General features: G+C 41.1%; 14 protein-coding genes. 8 read left to right on the forward strand and 6 right to left on the reverse strand.

Features of this window, described 5'->3' with window-relative positions:
- Positions 1–11 precede the first annotated feature (11 nt).
- Entirely contained in the window at positions 12–1,328 is a 1,317-nt protein-coding gene (locus ACULLG_RS07665) for a dicarboxylate/amino acid:cation symporter (RefSeq protein ID WP_452126181.1), read from the forward strand.
- An 18-nt stretch (positions 1,329–1,346) separates the two neighbouring features.
- Positions 1,347–2,597, forward strand: coding sequence for a M14 family metallopeptidase (locus ACULLG_RS07670; RefSeq protein ID WP_452126182.1), 1,251 nt, complete (start codon positions 1,347–1,349; stop codon positions 2,595–2,597).
- Between the two features lie 19 nt (positions 2,598–2,616).
- Here the strand turns inward: ACULLG_RS07670 and ACULLG_RS07675 are convergent, their stop codons facing one another.
- Positions 2,617–3,102 (reverse strand): monoheme cytochrome C, encoded by a 486-nt coding sequence (locus tag ACULLG_RS07675; RefSeq protein ID WP_452126183.1) that lies wholly within the window; start codon positions 3,100–3,102, stop codon positions 2,617–2,619.
- Positions 3,102–4,322: a sulfite oxidase gene (locus ACULLG_RS07680; RefSeq protein ID WP_452126184.1), complete on the reverse strand. Its 1,221-nt coding sequence runs from the start codon at positions 4,320–4,322 to the stop codon at positions 3,102–3,104. Before ACULLG_RS07680 ends, ACULLG_RS07675 begins: the two co-directional genes overlap by 1 nt.
- Positions 4,323–4,461: 139 nt before the next feature.
- On the opposite strand from ACULLG_RS07680, the gene ACULLG_RS07685 reads away from it, so the two are divergent.
- The 6 genes from ACULLG_RS07685 to ACULLG_RS07710 all read left to right on the forward strand — a co-directional run bounded on the left by ACULLG_RS07685 (position 4,462) and on the right by ACULLG_RS07710 (position 11,840).
- Positions 4,462–5,607: a formylglycine-generating enzyme family protein gene (locus ACULLG_RS07685; RefSeq protein ID WP_452126185.1), complete on the forward strand. Its 1,146-nt coding sequence runs from the start codon at positions 4,462–4,464 to the stop codon at positions 5,605–5,607.
- Between the two features lie 79 nt (positions 5,608–5,686).
- Positions 5,687–7,279, forward strand: a complete 1,593-nt coding sequence (locus tag ACULLG_RS07690; protein ID WP_452126186.1) for an aldehyde dehydrogenase (NADP(+)) — start codon at positions 5,687–5,689, stop codon at positions 7,277–7,279.
- A 221-nt stretch (positions 7,280–7,500) separates the two neighbouring features.
- Positions 7,501–9,117 carry a glutamate synthase-related protein gene (locus ACULLG_RS07695; protein ID WP_452126187.1) on the forward strand — a complete coding sequence of 539 codons (1,617 nt, stop codon included), beginning with the start codon at positions 7,501–7,503 and terminating at the stop codon, positions 9,115–9,117.
- 4 nt (positions 9,118–9,121) lie between these two features.
- Entirely contained in the window at positions 9,122–9,394 is a 273-nt protein-coding gene (locus ACULLG_RS07700) for a hypothetical protein (RefSeq protein ID WP_452126188.1), read from the forward strand.
- Between the two features lie 17 nt (positions 9,395–9,411).
- Positions 9,412–9,783 (forward strand): DUF1622 domain-containing protein, encoded by a 372-nt coding sequence (locus ACULLG_RS07705; protein ID WP_452126189.1) that lies wholly within the window; start codon positions 9,412–9,414, stop codon positions 9,781–9,783.
- A gap of 104 nt (positions 9,784–9,887) precedes the next feature.
- Entirely contained in the window at positions 9,888–11,840 is a 1,953-nt protein-coding gene (locus ACULLG_RS07710) for a thiamine pyrophosphate-binding protein (RefSeq protein WP_452126190.1), read from the forward strand.
- Positions 11,841–11,974: 134 nt separating this feature from the next.
- Here ACULLG_RS07710 and ACULLG_RS07715 read toward each other — a convergent pair whose 3' ends face one another.
- From ACULLG_RS07715 to ACULLG_RS07730, 4 genes are all read right to left on the reverse strand, one after another.
- Complete coding sequence (locus ACULLG_RS07715; RefSeq protein WP_452126191.1) at positions 11,975–12,727, reverse strand: hypothetical protein; 753 nt, start codon at positions 12,725–12,727, stop codon at positions 11,975–11,977.
- A 56-nt stretch (positions 12,728–12,783) separates the two neighbouring features.
- Complete coding sequence (locus tag ACULLG_RS07720; protein WP_452126192.1) at positions 12,784–13,764, reverse strand: YpdA family putative bacillithiol disulfide reductase; 981 nt, start codon at positions 13,762–13,764, stop codon at positions 12,784–12,786.
- Entirely contained in the window at positions 13,764–14,423 is a 660-nt protein-coding gene (rpe, locus tag ACULLG_RS07725; protein WP_452126193.1) for a ribulose-phosphate 3-epimerase, read from the reverse strand. The genes ACULLG_RS07720 and rpe overlap by 1 nt, the downstream gene beginning before the upstream one ends.
- Positions 14,424–14,737: 314 nt before the next feature.
- Positions 14,738–15,601, reverse strand: a complete 864-nt coding sequence (locus tag ACULLG_RS07730) for a sigma-70 family RNA polymerase sigma factor (protein WP_055393867.1) — start codon at positions 15,599–15,601, stop codon at positions 14,738–14,740.
- Between the last annotated feature and the right edge of the window lie 27 nt (positions 15,602–15,628).

A 15,628-nucleotide genomic window follows, 5' to 3' on the forward strand; every position in this document is an offset into this window, starting at 1 on the left:
CTCATATTTCGATGAAACTAAAACTTGCACTTCACTGGAGAATTTTGATAGGGATGATATTGGGCGTTTTATTAGGCCTACTGATGTCAATGTTCGATGGCGGCAAAGGAATTGTTCAGGATTGGATCAAACCGTTCGGGAAAATATTCATAAATGCTCTAAAGTTGATTGCCATCCCATTGATCTTGGCAGCCCTCATAAAAGGAGTTTCTGATTTGAAGGATATTTCAAAACTCTCCAAAATGGGTGGAAGGACCATAGGAATCTATCTGGCCACGACCATAATTGCAGTAACAATAGGGTTGTTCTTGGTCAATGTTATAAAGCCAGGAAAGTCCATTACCGAATCCACCAGAACCGAAATGGTGAGCAATTATACTGACAATACCCAGACTTACAAAGAAACAGCAAGGCAGCAAAAAGAAGCTGGTCCTCTCAAGCCACTGGAAGATTTGGTCACCGATAACATATTTGCTTCAGCCACTAGTAACCGAAATATGTTACAGGTCATCTTTTTTGCGGTCTTTTTTGGAATAGGATTGATATTGATTCCGTCCGAAGTTGGTAGTACAGTCAAACATTTCTTTGACGGATTCAATGAAGTGATCCTAAAAATGGTGGATCTTATTATGCTTGCTGCGCCCTTTGGTGTATTTGCCCTATTGGCTGCCATAGTGGTCGAGGCACCAAGCGTGGATCTATTTAAAGCATTGGCATGGTATTCCTTTACCGTTGTTGTCGGATTGTTTATAATGATTTGCATTTATACCTTATTGGTGTACCTCATAACTAAAAAAACTCCTCGCTTTTTTATCAATGGTATTTCGCCGGCGCAATTACTGGCTTTTTCCACCAGTTCAAGCGCTGCAACATTACCTGTGACCATGGAACGGGTGACCGAACACTTAGGAGTTGAAGAAGAAGCTGCAAGCTTTGTTCTACCTATTGGAGCAACTATAAATATGGACGGAACCAGTCTTTACCAGGCCGTTGCCGCTGTTTTTATAGCCCAGGCATTCGGTATGGATCTTGACTTTTCAACGCAATTGGGAATTATTGCCACTGCAACCTTGGCATCTATTGGGTCGGCAGCAGTGCCCGGGGCGGGTATGGTCATGTTGGTTGGGGTTATGGGCTATGCCGGTATCCCCGAGGCAGGACTGGCACTCATTTTCGCAGTAGATAGACCATTGGATATGTGCAGAACCATGGTTAACGTTACCGGTGACGGAGCGGTATCAATGGTGGTTGCAAAATCCGTTGGCAAATTAAGAGAGCCCAAGATTAAAAATTGGGATGATAACTATCCTTTGAACAAGGTAGATTAACTAACAAAAAAATAGCACATGAAAAATGTTTATATAAATAACCTTCAATTAACAAAACACTTTTTATCCATTATTGCTGCTACAGTTTTGGTGAATTGTACTTCGCCTAAAAAAGTGAAATTCAACAAACCGGTTGATACAACAAACAAACCAATTACATATCAAATAAAAAAGACCTATAAGTTCAAAGATTTGGGAGTTTGGTTGAGCAATGAGTTTGATGGAGCCCACCTTAATGGTGCCTCCCAACTTAATGACTCCACCATCGTACTAAAATTTGACCCAGAAAACTTTCCAATAAACAATAGCCCCTATTACGCGTTTAAGACTTGGTCAGATACTCCAAAAAAAATCTATTTTGGTTTCGATTATCCAGAAGGCTTTGATCATCGATATATTCCCAAAAGGAAAAATAAAGGGCAATGGAGTATTATGGATTCCTTGGATTTGATCCGTGTCGATAATGATTTATTTTTAAAACTAGATGTAGATGCCGAACCCCAGACCATCGCTGCCCAAGAAATAAATGCATCTAAAGATGTTCAGGAGTGGTTTATGGAGCATATAGTGGCATCCAACAGTTTTGTGCGCTTAAAAAGCACTGGGACCACACAGTTGGGCAAAAACATGCCCGTATTGGATATTTACAATGGAAACCCGGAAGGTAAACCCATCATTGTTTTGTTGACCAGACAGCATCCACCAGAAGTGACAGGATATTTTGCTTACCAGCATTTTCTTGCAACCATTGTTGACAAATCAGCGCTTTCAACTGAGTTTTTAAATAAATTTAGGGTTTTGGCCTTTCCAATCCTAAATCCAGATGGAGTGGATCTGGGCCACTGGAGACATAATGCCAATGGGGTTGATCTAAATCGGGATTGGTCAAAATATAGACAACCCGAAATCAAGAACGTGGTATCTTTCATAACAGAGACCAGTAAAGAGAGTAAGGGCAGGATTATTTTAGGCTTGGATTTTCACTCAACCTATGAAGACGTCTTTTATACCAACGTAAAGCGGGAGGGAACAACTTTACCCAATTTTATTGATGATTGGTTTGAGAGCTTGGAGAAAAACATTGAAGGTTATAAAGTGAACGAAGCTGCTGCAAATAGTACCAGTCCTGTGTCCAAAGGCTGGTTTTTATATGGACAAAATGCTACCGGAGTCACCTATGAAATAGGAGATAGTACACCAAAAGAAAGAATATCTGAAATTGGAAGTGCCTCTGCCAAATCTATGATGAAAGTGCTTTTGAAAAAGTAAACCATGCGACAAAAAAAGGTCAATGATCTTCTAATTTGTACCAGTCAATAGTGTTGAGGTTTGGGCGTCTGCCTCCCTTTTTGGGAGCATAGTGGGTGGCCAAATAAGTTACAATGATTTCTTCGTTTTTCCCAAGATCCCATAGGTTTTGGGTTTCCTGCATCCATCTAATGGTAGCGGACCATTGCTCTTTGCTCATACGATTTTGGGTTACCAATTTAGCGGAATGGCAGTTTGTGCAGTTATTGACAACCAATATTAAACCATCTCCTTCAACAAGACCTGTGCGTAGATGTACACCATTTTCAATGTTATCAAAATCGGCTTCATCTTGTTCTGAAACGGTTATGTAGGTGCTGTTGGAATCACTTTTGAATGTCGAAAACGAAGGGTCAACCATAACATATACCAGAAATCCTGCTAAAACCACAAAAACAAAAAACACCAGATACATCAACCGAAATACCTGTTTAACACTTTTTCTATACCTTGTGTGATTGTCCATCAACTAACTTTTATGGCGATTCGATGACAGGCATTGTTCAAATAACCCTTCGGGTTCCATCCTGGCAGGACCATAGGTTGAGAGACGCCTAGAGAATCTGTGGCTCTGACCCAAACTTCATAATACCCTTTCTGTGGGAATTGGACATTTGCATTAAAATGTTGCCAAGCCAATCGATTGACAGCTTTTTCCAAAGAACAGCGTTTCCAGGTACTTCCAAAATCAATGGAGAATTCTACTTTGGAAACATTTAATTCACCTGCCCAGGCATGTCCACGTATTTTTAAAGACTGTCCTTCTTTTATAATAGCTCCACTTTTTGGATAGGTTATCAGGGATTTAATGGGCATGGATTCTATGATGCACATATTATCGTCTTCCACCTTATCTCCAGGAGGCACAGGTTTACAGGGGACTCGATATGCCGTTCCAGTCATTTTTGAGCCATCATGCACTTTGTTTCGGATACTGATGCCTTTCAACCACTTTCCAGATGCTGATGCTGGCCACCCACCAGCAATCAATCGAAGTGGATACCCATGAGCCAATGGAATAGCTTCCCCGTTCATTTCAAAGGCTAGGAGAGTTTCATCTTGTAAAGCCTTGGCCATGGGAACTCCCCTTGAGATAGGCTCTTTGTTCGGGTCACCACTTAAATGTGTGTCAGCAGCATGGTACCCAATATAGACAGCATCCCTTTTGATACCTACATCATCTAGAACGTCCTTAAGTCGAATACCTGTCCATTCAGCACAGGAAACCGCACCAACTGTCCATTGGTTACCCTTGGCTGGCGGGTCAAATTCGCTTCTACCATTTCCACCACACTCAAGTGTAAGTTGATAAGTATGATGCTGAAAATTCGCTTTTAGCTCCTTTAGGGTATACGTTTTCTTTTGAGACACGGATTCCCCATCAAAAGTCAGCGTCCAATCATCTACAGTGATATTTTGTGGGATAATACCATTGTTTCTGATAAACATGTATTTGTTAGGAGTAATTTTGTCGTCCAATAAATGGGCTTGCGCCTCAATATTCCATGGTTTATCGTTTAAAACAACCATTTGGTTGTCTTTCTTGAACATTTTAAACGGGTCGGGATCTTGCAGCCCCAGAATATCGTAATCGAGGGGGAGCGTTTTGCCATATACAATTTCTGCTCCCAAAAGAGCTGATATGGAGATTAGGGTTCCCTTTTTAACAAATTTTCGTCGTTGCATTAGCTCATCAAATTATGGATAGGGCTTACAAATAGGTTTTGAAGTCAAGGTATATAGAAAAAACACAATTATTGCAAATTCTAAATATAATTATGATTTACCTTTGGTGTCATTTATAATAAAAAACACCATCTACTTCATGGCTTCAACCCCATTTTTTAAACAGGCTTTGCGAATCATGTGTTTAGCACCTCTGTTAACGATTATGATGTCTTGCGGAGATAAGAAAAACACAGCTAAACAAAGGGAGAGTAGAACGGTTGAGACCAAAGAAAAGGGAATAGATACATTAGACCTTATAAAGAAAGTACCTTCAAATATTGAAGTTCCAGAAGGTATGATTTGGATTCCGGGAGGAACTTTTAAACAAGGTGCGGTTCCACAAGACACTGAAGCAATGCATCATGAAAAACCGGCACACGAAGTGGCGATGGATGGATTTTTCATGGATACTACTTTGGTAACCAATGCCAAGTTTTCAAAATTTGTGAAGGAAACGGGTTATGTTACCGTGGCCGAACGTATTCCAGATTGGGAAGAACTCAAAAAACAACTCCCCGAAGGAACCCCCAAGCCACCGGATTCAATTCTTCAACCAGGATCATTAGTTTTCAAGAAAACGAAATCATCCGTCCCTAACTTATACGATTTTTCCCAATGGTGGACATGGTCTATTGGAACAAGTTGGAAAAATCCAGAAGGTCCCGGAAGTTCCATCAAGGGAAAAGACGATCATCCAGTGGTCCACATCTCATATGAAGATGCTTTGGCTTATTGTAAATGGTCCAATCGAAGATTACCTACAGAAGCAGAATGGGAATATGCAGCAAGAGGTGGAAAATCTGGCGCCACTTTCTTTTGGGGAAATGATGTTGCAGAACTATCAAAGCATTCCAATACATGGGAAGGAGAATTTCCGGTAGAGAACACCAAAATTGATGGTTTTGAGGGAAGTTCACCCGTTGCAACATTCCCAGCCAACGATTTTGGACTCTATGATATGTCAGGAAATGTTTGGGAATGGACCAATGATTGGTACAACCCAAAGTATTATCAGGAACTTTTGGTGCAAGGAATAGTGCGTAACCCTAAGGGAGCGGAAAGGCCCTATAATCCTAACAACCCTTATGCGAAGGAAAAAGTGATTCGGGGAGGGTCGTTTTTATGTAGTGATTCCTATTGTGCAAGCTATCGAATTTCGGCTAGAATGGCCTCCACCATGGATTCGTCAATGGGACATTTGGGATTTAGAACCGTGGTTGATGTGGATATGCTCTCAAAATAATTGCATTTAAAGCTGGATTAAATACATTTGTCTTCGTTTTTCAAATCATTGATAACCATTAAACCAATCCTTATTGACAATGGAATTGACTGGTAAAAATATACTGGGTGGAGCTAGCTCAGCAAAAGGAGACACCCTTTTTTATGCAAGCGACCCATCCACAGGGGAACAATTGAAAACTTCCTATCATGAAGCTACTTTACAAGAGGTGGATCAGGCCATTAAACTTGCTGAAACAGCTTTTACATCATATCGGGAGAAAACAGGTGTGGAAAAGGCCGTTTTTTTAGAAACGATAGCCGATGAATTAGCTGTTTTGGAACAGGACATTGTTACAATCGGTTCGCAGGAGACGGGATTACCGGCCGGAAGGTTGACTGGCGAGTTGGGTCGAACCACTGGTCAATTACGACTTTTTGCTTCTTTATTGCGCGATGGATCATGGGTAGATGCTAGAATTGATACCGCTGATCCAAACAGAACACCTGTGCCCAAACCGGATACACGACAAATGCAGATTGCATTGGGGCCTGTTGGCGTCTTTGGAGCAAGTAATTTTCCCTTGGCTTTTTCCGCTGCTGGTGGCGATACAGCTTCAGCGCTGGCCGCTGGTTGTACTGTAGTGGTGAAAGCGCACCCTGCCCATCCTGGCACTTCGGAATTGGTTGGAACAGCAATTATCAAGGCCGCCAAGAAATGTGAAATGCCCAATGGGGTATTCTCCATGGTTCAGGGCGCTTCCATTGCTGTAGGACAGGCGGTTGTTAGGCACCCTTTAATAAAAGCTATCGGTTTTACAGGTTCTTTTAGAGGAGGCAAATCCTTATTTGATGAAGCTGCCAGACGCGAAGAGCCCATTCCAGTTTATGCAGAAATGGGAAGTACCAACCCAGTTTTTGTGCTCCCGGGTGCGTTAAAAGCAAATCATGAAGCATTGGCAACTGGCTTATCCGGTTCCGTGCAATTGGGTGTGGGGCAGTTTTGTACCAATCCAGGATTGACTATTGTTCCAGATCAAGAAGAAGGCAATCTTTTTGAGAACGTACTAAAGGAAAGTATTGCTGATGCCGAATCGGCAACAATGCTTACCGCATCCATCCATAAGGCATACAACTCAGGACTTGAAAAATTAAAGTCAAAAGGAGCTGTTGAATCTATTTCCTCTGGAAAAAAGACTGAACATGAAGCGCAAGGCGTGCCGGAAGTTCTTTCTGTTTCTGCAGATAGTTTTCTTTCGGACAAAGAATTGGAAGAAGAGGTTTTTGGCCCATCCACACTCTTGGTACGAACTCAAGATAAAAATGAGATGATCAAAATAGCTAAAGGACTGAACGGACACCTTACGGCTACTGTTCAAGGTACGGAAGCGGATTTGGTTGAGTACGCCGACCTGCTTAAAATTTTAGAGCGAAAAGTGGGTAGATTGTTGATCAATGGTTTCCCAACAGGAGTGGAAGTATGTCATTCTATGGTACATGGCGGACCTTTTCCCGCCACTTCAGATGCACGCATGACATCTGTAGGTACCGCTGCCATTACTAGGTTTACAAGACCTATTTGTTATCAGAATTACCCAGACGTGTTGCTCCCAGACGAGTTAAAAACTGCTAATCCATTAAATATCTTAAGGCTGGAAAACGGCACCTATGTGCTTCCCAATAAGCAAGATTAAAAAAATACTTAGCTAAATCAACTTTTTGAAATAAGAGACCCAAGGACAAAGCGTTCTTGGGTTTTCTTTTGAAAAAAACTGAACAATACTTACCGCAGACGACATATTGCTTTGGTTTTTGGTAGAAAGTATGTGTATTAGTCTTAACTTACTGTTGTAATGCGAATTAAAATTGTTCGACCTAAAAGTTAATTCAACTAACCCAAAATACTGAACCAACAATGTCACAAAAGCTTATTGAGATTGCCAAGATTTCCAACCTTGAAGAAAAAAAACCTACCTACGCCTTAGTCAAAAACACAGATTTAGTCATAATAAAACACGAAACAGGAGTATCTGTCTTATATGGCCGCTGCCACCATCGAGGTGCCCTTTTGGCGGATGGACATATAGCAGGGCAAAATCTTATTTGTGGCGTTCATGGATGGGATTATCGATATGATACGGGGATTAGTGAGTACAACAATGATGAGCAATTGCACAAATTCCGGGAATATATTGATGGTGATTCACTTCAAGTCGATGAAAATGAGGTAAATGCTTTTGAAAAAGAGCATCCACAACCTTTTGACCGGGATGCTTATTTGGGCACTTATGCCGATACCCATCCTGAAGATACCGAACCATATACTGGTTACATCAAGGAATTGGCCAGAAATGGCTTGAAGAATTTAGGACATCACGGATTCTCTGCATCCATGGGAGTGGATAGAAATACCCTTCCTAAATGGAATGACATCCAGTTCTTACCTGCCCAATTGGCCACAAGACCTTTATTGGACCACGAAGAAGTTGCCACTAAAGTAACTATTGGACCAAAAGCAAAAAAACCATTGGTTTTGGATATACCGCTTTTTGTGAGCGATATGAGCTTTGGGGCTTTGTCGCGAGAAGCCAAAATAGCATTGTCCAAAGGTGCGGAGATGGCCGGCACCGGGATTTGCTCCGGTGAAGGAGGGATGCTGCCCGATGAGCAAAAGAACAACTCTAGATATTTTTATGAACTGGCCTCCGCCCAATTTGGTTTTTCTTGGGACAAGTTGGACAATGTTCAGGCATTTCATTTTAAGGGAGGACAGGGCGCAAAAACAGGTACGGGAGGACACCTTCCCGGAAACAAGGTGAGCAAGGAGATTGCAGAGGTTAGAGGATTAAAAGAAGGCCAGACAGCAATTAGTCCGGCTACATTTCCAGATTTTCATGGGGTAGAGGACTTTAAGTCCTTTGCCGAAAAAGTAAGGGAACGCACAGGGGGAATCCCCATTGGATTTAAAATTGCGGCGAGCCATATTGAAAAAGATATCCAATTTGCGTTGGATGTAGGCGTGGACTACATCATTTTGGATGGAAGAGGAGGAGGAACCGGTTCTGCGCCGACCATTCTTCGAGATAACATAAATGTTCCGACAATTCCGGCATTGGCCAGAGCTAGAAAATATTTGGATAAAGTGGGTGCTAAAGATGTGACCTTGGTCATTACAGGTGGACTTCGAATAGCCGAAGACTTCTCAAAAGCAATGATGTTGGGAGCCGATGCCATTGCCGTTTCCAATGCTGCTATCCAGGCGGTTGGATGTTTGGGCATGCGGGCATGCGGCACCAACAATTGTCCAGTGGGTATCGCAACCCAAAAAGAGAACCTGCGGAGTAGATTGATTATTGACGCCTCAGCCAAGCAGTTATATAATTTTTTCAGTGCTACAAATGATTTGATCAAAGTAGTGGCGCGTGCATGTGGTTATGATGATATAAACAAGTTCAACGCGCAGGATTTAAGTACTTTTGACTTAGATATACATAAACTGACTGGTATCCCATATGCCGGAACAAACCCATGATCTTATGAGTCTCTATAGTTCAATTTTAAGCTACTTTACCAAAAAAGATAAAGGGGAAAACTTGAAAGCTCCCGAAGGTGTTTGCCCCAATTGTTGGGGAACACAAGATTATGACGGTCAGTTCAGGGAAATATTCAAAGACAAACAGATAAACGTCAATAACCATGGGGAGAACTATGCTTTTGTCCAGGATTTCATAGTGAACCACGTGGATGGGATTCGATTGAAAACAGATAGTTCCGGGGTTAAGTGTCCATCCTGCAGGGTTAGATATTAATGGTTTAATGGAGAATCATGGAGCAGATTAAGGACGGATTGTCCCTTTTAAGTGAAATTGTCAGTTACATTGGGGTGGTTGTTTTAATGTACGGTTTTGCTAAAGGGCTGATTCAACTAATTAAAACCGAGGTTACACTAAAAAGAAAGGACGATTTCTTTGGCTCCATACAAAATGTCCGCTCCAAAATAGGCTTGTATATCCTGTTGGCGCTGGATTTTTTGATTGCTGCCGATATCATTGACTCAGTGATCCATAGGACTATCGATGAGCTTACTAAATTGGGAATTGTTATAGCGATTAGAATCGCAATAGGATATTTTTTGGGAAAGGAGATAACAGAAATCCATACCGCGACTGAAAAAACACTTCCAATCGATGACAAATAATTTCTCTCCAAAGAGCAAGGAGTAGTAGGTTGATGTGATTAACTGGAAACAATCGTACTCGTAATTGGTGAAAGAAATGGCAATAAGCTAAAACATAACGAAATATGGCTGCAAAAAACGTAAAATGGCATAAAGTACTTGAAAATAAAAATGAACTTCCTGAAGGTAGGGTCAAAACAGTAACTGCCGCGCACAAGGGAATCTGTTTGACGCACTTTGAAGGTAAGTTTTCTGCATTGGACAATAGATGTCCACATCAAGGGGGTCCTTTGGGAGAGGGATCCATTGAAAACGGAATGCTTCGTTGTCCATGGCATGGTTGGGATTTTCACCCCTGCACAGGACTTCCGCCAGGAGGATACGATGATGGGATAGAGACTTTTGAAGTCAAAGAAGAGGACAATGCCATTTATGTTGGACTTGAAGAGGAACAGGCCCATGAAACCACTGTGTCCGATATCATGGCCGAGACTATGGTGAATTGGGGCGTAACCAAAGTTTTTGGAATGGTGGGACATTCCAATTTGGGATTTGCCGACGCTATGAGAAGGCAAGAAGAAAAAGGAAAATTGAACTTTTATGGCATCCGACATGAAGGAGCGGCGGCTTTTGCTGCCTCGGCCTACGGGAAATTAACAGGTAGGCCCGCTGCATGTTTTTCGATTGCAGGACCTGGTGCTACAAACATGTTTACCGGAATGTGGGACGCAAAAGTGGACCGCGCCCCTTTATTGGCCTTAACAGGTCAAGTAGCAACACAGGTGGTCGGAACCGGAAATTTTCAAGAAGTAGACTTGGTTCAAGCTTTTGGTAGTGTTGCAGAATTCAATCATAGGGTGCAAAGCGATAGCAGACATGGAGAATTGATGTCACTCGCAGTAAAACATGCTATATTGAAACGGGATGTTTCCCATTTAACCTTTCCAGATGAAGTGCAGGAACGAAAGGCCAAACTTGGCGCTAGGGCAAAAAGCCCAGAAAAACGAATTACTTCCATGGAGATTGCCCCTCCCAAAGAAGCATTGAATGATGCAGTAGAGTTGATTAAAAAATCTAAACGCCCCGTTATTATTATGGGTCATGGGGCACGGGCCCATAAAAAGAGTATAGCCAAATTCGCAGAAAGCTTGAACGCTTGTGTAGTAACCACTTTCAAGGGGAAGGGGCTTATTCCTGATAACCACCCTTTGGGTGGTGGTGTTTTAGGTAGAAGTGGAACACCGATTGCTTCTTGGTTTATGAACGAATCCGATTTGCTTATCGTGTTTGGAGCGTCTTTTTCCAACCACACAGGGATTACATCCAAAAAACCCATCATACAGGTGGATTTTGATCCTTTGGCCCTGAGTAAATTCCATAAGGTGGAAGTAGCAGTTTGGGGTGAAATATCAAGAACCTTAGAACTTTTTGAAGATAAATTAAAAGGTAGAATAAATACCATTGACCAAACCAAGGAGATTGCGGACCGTTGGAAAATATGGAAAGCAGAAAAGGCAAAGCGATTAATGGAAACCTCTGATAATGGAATCAGTTCCATTGCCGTTTTCGAGGCCATGAACAAATTGTCACCTGAAGATGCAGTGATGTGTGTGGATGTAGGTAATAATGCATACTCCTTTGGGCGCTATTTTGAGTCCAAACAACACGACTTTTTGATGTCAGGGTATTTGGGATCCATTGGTTTTGCGCTTCCAGCGGCAATTGGTGCATGGACAGCAGTTGGGAATTCAAGGCCAGTAGTTGCCGTGGCCGGTGATGGAGGATTATGCCAGTATTTGGCCGAAATCACCACTTTGGTAAAATACCATATGCCTGTGAAGCTTATTGTATTGAACAACCATGAGCTTGGAAAGATATCCAAGGAACAAAGAGCTGGAGAGTTTGATGTATGGAAAACTTCACTTTCCAATCCAAACTTTGCTGAATTTGCCGAATCTTGCGGTGCTTGGGGAAAAAGAATCGAGAATCAAGATACTTTGGTAGAAGGCATGAATGAGTTTTTTGCTCAAAAGGGACCGGCTGTACTGGAAGTAATAGCGGATGTAAACCTAATTTAATAGAGGACCAGTTCTAACAATTTTAAATATCCATTTTGGTCTTAAATGATTGGGAAACCAATGTGATTATCAATGGTTCAGAAGTGGAAAAAGGGTTTGTAGGTGGTATTTCAGTGAAATGCCAGTTTTTTGTTTTAAAAGGTGTAGGCCTTGAAAGCTTCTTGAAAAAATTGGACGACTGTACTCTCTGAAACCTTCTGCGCTCCTAAAACCCCTCCTTTAAAGCCTTCATTTTTCCATTCACCGTTAGTGAGATGTTCAAATGTAGAAGTATCGATGCTATCATGGCCACGATATCCACTTATATAAAAATAATGCTCGGAAATCATACTATCTGGAATGGCCAAGCCCATACCGATGGATTTTCCAGAACCGTCATTCAATACTACAAAAGCTCCGGTATCAAAGTGATGGGGCCAAATTCGGATATCTGATGCTAAATTTTCTATTTCAAGAAAAGATTTCAACGCCTTTTGAGAAACTGTCCGTAAATGGATCAGTTCTTCTAATTCTTCTGAACTGGGAAGTCCAAATGTAAAATTATCACTTATGGAATAAGGTAAGTCATAATGTAAATTGTAGGTGTATGGTTTACCAAGTTTTGATTGGGAGGCCATTGTTGAAATCCAATCCACAACCTCTCGATGAGAGCAGCCCTTAAGGGCAAACACCTCATCTTTACCCATGTAAACCCATTTTAATGAAAAATTTTGGTATTGAAAGGCCAAATAGCTGCCTGCTTCATCCAAATTCCATGTTCGCAGTGTATGGTCATCCGCAAAAAAGCCAACATTGGTGTGGCTATCATCAGATTTAGGCTCTAAAAAACTTTTGCCTGCAGTGGCCAAATATTGGGATGCCAGATGAACTTGTGCTAATGTATCCATAACCTAAATGTATGGAATCTTAGTCGTGTCAAATACAATTGATTACAAAAAGAAAATCAAGATTTGGCAGCTTCACGTTTTTTGATGATGGCATCCATGATAATGGGTGCGTGAATCCTAGAATTCTCGATAAACCATTTGTGGGTTTCCATACCTCCACAAATAACACCGGCCAAATATAAACCATTGATGTTGGTCTCCATGGTATCCGTATTATACTTAGGAAGGCGTTTATCATCCTGGGATAGTTCAATCCCCAATTTTTCTAAAAATTCAAAATTGGGCATATAGCCTGTGAGGGCCAAAACAAAATCATTTTCAAGGATCACTTCCCCTTCTGGAGTATCAATTATCAGTTCTGTTGGACGAATTTCCTTAACATTGGAATTATAATACGCTTTTATGCTCCCTTCTTCAATACGGTTGATGATATCGGGACGCACCCAATATTTGACCCGTTGTCCTACCTCTGGCCCCCGGATAATCAAAGTGACTTCTGAACCTTTACGCCAGCACTCTAATGCGGCATCTATGGCAGAATTACTTGCTCCAATTACAGCCAATTTCTGGCTTGCATAAAAATGGGGATCCTTGTAATAATGTGACACCTTTGGCAAATCCTCTCCTGGAACATTAATCTTGTTAGGTAAGTCGTAAAACCCTGTGGCAACAACAATGTTTTTGGCTGAATATTGGGCTTTATCCGTTTTAATGGAAAAAATTTGGGCTTGCTTCTTTACGCCCAATACTTTTTCAAAAAGATGGATGTTCAATTCGTTGGAGGTCACAATCCGGCGATAATATTCCAAAGCCTCGTTTCGTTTAGGTTTAGCTTCTTTACTGATAAAGGGAATATTATCTATCTCCAATCGTTCTGAAGAAGAGAAAAACTGCATATTGATGGGATAGTTGAAAAGCGAGTTCACAATCGGCCCTTTTTCAACAATAAGATATGAAAGTCCTTTTTTCTTCGCTTCAAGACCACAAGCTATTCCAATGGGGCCACCTCCAATGATGAGTACATCAAATTCTTGCATTAACCGATTATTTCTTTTAGGTTTTTGATAGTTTTGGTAGGATTCTCACTTTTGAAGACAAAACTACCCGCAACCAAAACGTCTGCCCCCGCATCCACCAATTTTTTTGCATTGGTCGCATTTACCCCACCGTCAATTTCAATTAAGGTGCTAGAATTTTTTCTTTCGATGATATTTTTTAAATCTGAGACCTTTTGATAGGTGTTTTCTATAAAAGATTGTCCACCAAAACCTGGATTTACACTCATCATACAAACCAAATCGATGTCTTGGATGGTGTCCTCCAACAAATTTACAGAGGTATGCGGGTTGAGTGCTACACCAGCTTTCATACCCTCGGCTTTAATAGCCTGCAAGGTACGGTGCAAATGTGTACAGGCTTCGTAATGCACCGTAAGGTAGTTGGAGCCCAGATCAGCAAAAGTTTTAATATATCGGTCTGGGTCAACAATCATTAAATGGACGTCCAATGTCTTTTTTGCATGTTCTGATATAGCTTTAATAACAGGCATTCCGAAGGAAATATTAGGAACAAAAACACCATCCATGATATCCAAATGAAACCAATCGGCTTCACTTTGATTCACCATTTCTACATCGCGTTGTAAGTTGGCAAAATCTGCTGCCAATAGGGAAGGAGCTACTAGTTTTGAATTCATTTTTTACTTTATCTGTTCGCAAAAATAGCAAATGCATTTTTGGTTCTATCCTTCTATTGGAATGGCTTTCGAATTTATGCACATCATTTTCAAATTTGGGAGACTTTAACAATAAAGACTTATGGATTGTCAATTTATTTGACAGTGCGTTTGGGTATATAAATGAAAAAACTCCGGTAATCAGCCGGAGTTTATTCATCAATCAAAAAACGAACAGTCATGATAAACTGTTGTAGGACTACAAATTACAACTTTCTTGCCAAAAAACAAATTTAAGGTTTGTTTAACTGTAATTTGCGCAGATAATCTTACGATTATCCCAAATAAGTCTTTAAAATCTTGCTTCTAGAGGTATGTTTCAACCTTCTGATTGCTTTTTCTTTTATCTGGCGAACGCGTTCTCTTGTTAAGTCGAATGTTTCCCCAATTTCTTCCAAAGTCATTGAATGTTGACCTGCCAGTCCAAAGTATAGTCGGATAACATCTGCTTCCCTTGGAGTCAATGTTTCCAATGCGCGTTCTATCTCAGTGCGCAATGATTCATGCAACAAGTCTTTATCCGGATTTGGAGATTCGCCACTTCGCAATACGTCATATAAGTTGGAGTCTTCACCATCAATTAATGGCGCATCCATGGACACGTGGCGACCAGAGTTTTTTAAGGATTGTTTTACATCTTCAACGGTCATGTCCAATTCCTTGGCAATTTCTTCTGCTGATGGAATTCGCTCATGCGCTTGTTCCAAGAAAGCAAAAGTCTTGTTGATTTTGTTAATGGAACCAATCTTGTTCAACGGCAAACGAACAATACGTGATTGCTCGGCCAATGCCTGAAGAATGGACTGGCGAATCCACCAAACAGCATACGAAATAAATTTAAATCCACGGGTTTCATCAAAACGTTGGGCTGCTTTGATTAATCCCAGGTTTCCCTCATTGATTAAATCAGGAAGGGTCAATCCCTGGTTTTGATACTGTTTTGCAACAGAAACCACGAATCTGAGGTTGGCTTTAGTTAATTTTTCCAAGGCTATTTGGTCTCCCGCCTTGATTCGCTGTGCCAATTCTACTTCTTCATCGGCGGTGATCAAGTCCACTTTACCGATTTCTTGTAAATATTTGTCCAACGAAGCGGTTTCCCTATTGGTAACCTGTTTTGTAATCTTTAACTGTCTCATTTATTTTCCCTTCAAATTAAATTTGTG

The organism is Flagellimonas sp. 2504JD1-5 (assembly GCF_053618295.1).

Excerpts from the sequence above, each read along its gene's own strand:
- ACULLG_RS07695 (WP_452126187.1), top strand. The coding sequence starts at position 7,501 with ATGTCACAAAAGCTTATTGAGATTGCCAAGATTTCCAACCTTGAAGAA.
- ACULLG_RS07665 (WP_452126181.1), top strand. The coding sequence starts at position 12 with ATGAAACTAAAACTTGCACTTCACTGGAGAATTTTGATAGGGATGATA.
- ACULLG_RS07670 (WP_452126182.1), top strand. The coding sequence starts at position 1,347 with ATGAAAAATGTTTATATAAATAACCTTCAATTAACAAAACACTTTTTA.
- rpe (WP_452126193.1), bottom strand. The coding sequence starts at position 14,423 with ATGAATTCAAAACTAGTAGCTCCTTCCCTATTGGCAGCAGATTTTGCC.
- ACULLG_RS07715 (WP_452126191.1), bottom strand. The coding sequence starts at position 12,727 with ATGGATACATTAGCACAAGTTCATCTGGCATCCCAATATTTGGCCACT.
- ACULLG_RS07690 (WP_452126186.1), top strand. The coding sequence starts at position 5,687 with ATGGAATTGACTGGTAAAAATATACTGGGTGGAGCTAGCTCAGCAAAA.
- ACULLG_RS07700 (WP_452126188.1), top strand. The coding sequence starts at position 9,122 with ATGAGTCTCTATAGTTCAATTTTAAGCTACTTTACCAAAAAAGATAAA.
- ACULLG_RS07730 (WP_055393867.1), bottom strand. The coding sequence starts at position 15,601 with ATGAGACAGTTAAAGATTACAAAACAGGTTACCAATAGGGAAACCGCT.
- ACULLG_RS07705 (WP_452126189.1), top strand. The coding sequence starts at position 9,412 with ATGGAGCAGATTAAGGACGGATTGTCCCTTTTAAGTGAAATTGTCAGT.
- ACULLG_RS07720 (WP_452126192.1), bottom strand. The coding sequence starts at position 13,764 with ATGCAAGAATTTGATGTACTCATCATTGGAGGTGGCCCCATTGGAATA.
- ACULLG_RS07710 (WP_452126190.1), top strand. The coding sequence starts at position 9,888 with ATGGCTGCAAAAAACGTAAAATGGCATAAAGTACTTGAAAATAAAAAT.
- ACULLG_RS07685 (WP_452126185.1), top strand. The coding sequence starts at position 4,462 with ATGGCTTCAACCCCATTTTTTAAACAGGCTTTGCGAATCATGTGTTTA.
- ACULLG_RS07675 (WP_452126183.1), bottom strand. The coding sequence starts at position 3,102 with ATGGACAATCACACAAGGTATAGAAAAAGTGTTAAACAGGTATTTCGG.
- ACULLG_RS07680 (WP_452126184.1), bottom strand. The coding sequence starts at position 4,322 with ATGCAACGACGAAAATTTGTTAAAAAGGGAACCCTAATCTCCATATCA.